Below are 4,748 nucleotides of genomic sequence, written 5' to 3' on the forward strand. Positions count from 1 at the left end.
GGGGGCGGCCGGACCGGGCAGGGCGAGCAGCACCCAGCCGGCCGCGAGCGCGGTCAGCGCCAGGGCCAGGGACAGGACCCGGGTGAGGGCCGGGCGCCAGGTGTCTCCGCGCTCGTGCACGCCGGTGGCGACGCCGTCCACCAGGTCGTCGAAGTGCACCGTCGGCAGGGCCTCGTGGCGGGCCCGCAGGTACAGCGCGTCGCCGTCGTGCAGCCCGAGCGCCTCGGGGGTGCGCTCCTCGTCCAGCGGCTCCTCGCCGAGCCGCTGGAGCACCCAGCCGCCGTGCTCCAGGCCCTCCTCGGCGAGCTCGGGGCCGGCGTGCCCGAGGACGGCGGGCAGCAGGTCGGCCAGGGGCACGTCGGCGGGGACGGCCAGCTCGAAGGCCGTCCCCGGCGCGTGGAACCTCAATCGGCACAGTCCTGCCACGACACTGCTGCTCACGCCGGTCCTCCGGTTCGGTGGGGTGGTCCGTTTCTCCGCCCGGATGAACGGCCTGCCCGGCGCGTCGCGTTCAACCGGCGCCGTGAACCCGGGGCCCTGCGCCGTCCGTGGGTCTGAACGGGACGGGCGCCGCGGTGGGGAGCCTGAAAGTGCGGCGCCCGTCCTCCGTGAGCAGCCCGGGACGGTGAGCAGCCCGTCTCAGTGAGGAGCCCTGAGTGAGCGTGGAGCTGATCAACCGGACGCCCCGGCGTCCGGGGCCCGAGATGCCGGACGGCGAGATCCAGCTCCAGGAGCCGCCGGGCCTGCCGGAGAAGCAGAGCGGGATGGCCAGTGTGATCAGCATGGCCCCGATGGCGCTCGGCTCGCTGTCGATGGTGTTCATGTTCCTGCACCCCGGCGGCGGCGAGGGCGGCGGCATGCTCAGCTACGTCGCGATGGGCATGATGGCGCTGTCCGCCGTCGGCATGCTGGTCACCCAGCTGATCCGCGGCTCCAGCGACCGCAAGCAGCAGCTGCGCGCCGAGCGGCGCGACTACCTGCGCTACCTCTCCCAGATGCGCCGTCAGGTGCGCCGCTCGATCGACGCCCAGCGCAAGGCCCTGGCCTGGCGGCACCCGGAGCCGGCCGAGCTGGGCGCACTGGTCGGCACCACCCGGCTGTGGGAGCGGCGGGCCGCCCACCCCGACTTCAGCGACGTCCGGATCGCGCTCGGCGCCCAGCGCCTGGCCACCCCGCTCGCTCCGCTGGCCACCAAGCCGGTGGAGGACCTGGAGCCGCTCTGCGCCCACGCGCTGCGCCGCTTCATCCACGCCTACGGCACGCTCGCCGACCAGCCGATGGCGATCCACCTGCGCGGCTTCGCCCACCTGCTGCTGCGCTCCGACGACCCCGAGGCCGCCCGCGCGCTGGTGCGGGCGGTGCTCGCCCAGCTCGCCGTGGTGCACGGCCCGGACGAGCTGCGCGTCGCCGTCGTCACCGACGCCGAGCGGCGGGACGCGTGGGAGTGGGCCAAGTGGCTGCCGCACGCCCTGCACCCGACCGACACCGACGGCGCCGGCCCGGTCCGGCTGGTCGCCGGGAGCCTCGGCGAGGTCGAGCAGCTGCTCGGCGAGGAGTTCACCGGCCGCCCCGGCTACGAGCCGGACGCCGTGCCCGACCGGGACGAGCCGTTCACCGTCCTGGTTCTGGACGGCCCCGGCGCGCACACCGGCAGCCGCGCCGCGCTGACCGGCTACCGCAACGCCGTCCTGATCGACCTCGCCGACTCCCTGGAGTGGCGCCCGGCCCGCACCACCCTGCGGCTGCGGATCGAGGACGGCCGGCTCACCATGGTCGGTGCCGACCGCAACCGCAAGGACGTCGTCACCGACCTCGGTCGGCCCGACGCGCTCGGCCTGGCCGCGGTGACCCGCCTGGCCGCCCGGCTCGCCCGCTACCGGATCGCCGACGGCGTCGACGCCGCCGAGCCGCTCGCCACCGACTTCGACCTCACCGCCCTGCTCGGCATCCCCGACCTGCACGCCCACGACGTCGAGGCGCTCTGGGCCCAGCGCGGCATCCCGCAGCGACTGCGCGTGCCGCTCGGCCTCGGCCCGGACGGCCGGCCCGTCGACCTGGACCTCAAGGAGTCCGCCCAGGGCGGCATGGGCCCGCACGGCATGCTGATCGGCGCCACCGGCTCCGGCAAGTCCGAGCTGCTGCGCACCCTGGTGCTGGCGCTCGCCGTCACCCACTCCTCCGAGGTGCTCAACTTCGTCCTGGTCGACTTCAAGGGCGGCGCGACCTTCCTCGGCCTGGACGCCCTGCCGCACACCTCCGCCGTGATCACCAACCTGGCCGACGAGGCCGCCCTGGTCGACCGGATGCGCGACGCCCTGCACGGCGAACTCGTCCGCCGCCAGGAGGTGCTGCGCGAGGCCGGCTACGCCTCGCTGCTGGAGTACGAGACCGCGCGCGCCGCCGGCACCGTGCTGCGCCCGCTGCCCACGCTGTTCGTGGTGGTCGACGAGTTCAGCGAACTGCTGTCCGCGCACCGGGACTTCATGGAGCTCTTCGTGATGGTCGGCCGGCTCGGACGCTCGCTCGGCGTGCACCTGCTGCTGGCCTCGCAGCGGCTCGACGAGGGCCGGATGAGCGCGCTGGAGTCCCACCTGTCGTACCGGATCGGCCTGCGCACCTTCTCCGCCATGGAGAGCCGCGGCGTGCTCGGCGTCCCGGACGCCTACCAGCTGCCCTCCCAGCCCGGCAACGGCTTCCTGCGCAGCGACATCTCCACCCTCACCCGGTTCAAGGCCGCCTACGTCTCCGGCCCGTACCGCCCCAAGCGCCGTGCCGCCCAGCAGGCCGCCATCGCCGGGCAGGTCGTCGCGTACGGCACGGACTACGTGATGCCCCGCCGGCGGCCGGTGGCGGAGACCGAGACCGAGGAGGAGCAGACCCCGGCCGGCTCGCTGCTGGAGATCGCGGCCGGCCGGCTGCGTGACGCCGGGCCGCCCGCCCACCGGGTCTGGCTGCCGCCGCTGGACGTCCCGCCCACCCTCGACGAGCTGCTGCCGCCGCTCGTCCCGCACCCCGAGCGCGGCCTCACCACCGAGGACGGTGCCCGCCACGGCGTCCTCGGCGTACCGGTCGGCGTGGTCGACCGCCCCTTCCACCAGCTGCGCGACCTGCTCACCGCCGACCTCTCCGGCGCCGGCGGCCACGTCGGCGTCGCCGGCGCCCCGCAGAGCGGCAAGAGCACCATGCTGCGCACCCTGATCACCGGCCTGGCGCTCACCCACACCCCGCGCGAAGTCCAGTTCTACTGCCTGGACTTCGGCGGCGGAACGCTCTCCGCGCTGCGCGGCCTGCCGCACGTCGGCGGGGTCACCGGCCGGCACGACGGTGAGCGGGTGCTGCGGACCGTGGCCGAGGTCAACGGGATCATCACCCGCCGGGAGCAGTACTTCGCCGAGCTGGGCATCGACTCCGTCGCGTCCTTCCGCCGCCGCCGGGCCGCGGGTGAGCTGCCCGACGAGGCGCACGGCGACGTCTTCCTGGTGGTCGACGGCTGGAACACCCTGCGCCAGGAGTTCAACGACCTGGTCCAGCCGCTCACCCTGATGTCCCAGCGCGGCCTCAACTACGGCGTCCACCTGGTCATCGGCACCACCCGCTGGGGCGAGATCGCCGGCGGTCTGCGCGACCAGCTGCAGACCCGCTTCGAGCTGCGCCTCGGCGACTCCGTCGACTCCGTGATCAACATGAGGGCCGCCGCCAAGGTGCCCAAGCTGCCCGGCCGCGGCCTGACCGACGAGCAGCTGCACTTCCTCTCCGCGCTGCCCAGGATCGACGGATCCGGGCGCACCGACGACCTCGGTGAGGGCGTCGCCGACCTGGTCGACGCGGTCGCCGCGCACTGGACCGGGCCGCGCGCCCCCGAGGTCCGGATGCTCCCGCTCACCCTGGACGCGGCCCGGCTGCCCGCCCCCGAGGGCCGGCTGCGGGTGCCGATCGGCCTGGAGGAGACCGAGGTCTCGCCGCTGTGGCACGACTTCGAGGAGAACCCGCACCTGCTGGTGGTCGGCGACAGCGAGTCCGGCAAGACCAACCTGCTGCGGCTGATGATCAAGGCCATCACCACCGCCTACACCCCGGCCGAGGCCCGGATCATGCTCGTCGACTACCGGCGCGGCCTGTACGACGCGGTGCCCGAGGAGTACCGCCTCGGCTACGCGGTGGCCGTCGACAAGCTCCGCCAGATCGTGGACGGCGCCTCCCGGGCGATGAAGAACCGCATCCCGCCCGCGGACATCGCGCCCTCCCGGCTCAGGGAGCGCGACTGGTGGACCGGCCCCGAGCTGTTCATCCTCGTCGACGACTACGACCTGGTCGGCTCGGGCGGCGGCAGCCACCCCTTCGCCGCCCTGCTGGAGGACCTGGCGCAGGGTGCCGAGATCGGCCTCCACCTGGTCGTCGCGCGCGGCGCCAACGGCATCGGGCGGGCGCTCGGCGACCCGCTGGTGCGCAAGCTGCAGGAGGTCAACTCGCCCGCACTGCTGATGTCCTGCCCGCCGTCGGAGGGCTACCTGTTCGGCAACGTCAGGCCGAAGGCGTTCCCGACCGGCCGCGGCCTGTACATCACCCGGCGGCGCACGGTGCAGGTGCAGACCGGGCAGCTGGCGGAGGGGGAGTGATGGGCGCCGCGACGCTGCGGGCGCTCGGCCCGCACTACGTGATCGCCCCGCCCGGAGCGGAGGCGGACGGACTGGCCGAGGCGCTGGCGCCCGTGCGGGCCGAGCCGCGGACGCTGCTGCTGCTCGCCGCCG

Annotated in this window: 2 protein-coding genes; one reads left to right on the forward strand and one right to left on the reverse strand. The window is 74.6% G+C overall.

Annotation, left to right across the window (positions count from 1 at the left end):
- Positions 1 to 408, reverse strand: a 408-nt coding sequence (locus KS423_RS38795) for an EsaB/YukD family protein (protein WP_263455699.1), incomplete at its 3' end; no start/stop codon positions are given.
- Positions 409 to 656: 248 nt separating this feature from the next.
- On the opposite strand from KS423_RS38795, the gene eccCa reads away from it, so the two are divergent.
- On the forward strand, positions 657 to 4,616 hold the full coding sequence (gene eccCa / locus KS423_RS38800; protein WP_374120114.1) for a type VII secretion protein EccCa: 3,960 nt from the start codon (positions 657 to 659) through the stop codon (positions 4,614 to 4,616).
- The last annotated feature ends 132 nt before the right edge of the window (positions 4,617 to 4,748 follow it).

Origin of the sequence: Streptomyces sp. LS1784 (assembly GCF_020103755.1) — a bacterium.
Classification (GTDB): domain Bacteria; phylum Actinomycetota; class Actinomycetes; order Streptomycetales; family Streptomycetaceae; genus Kitasatospora.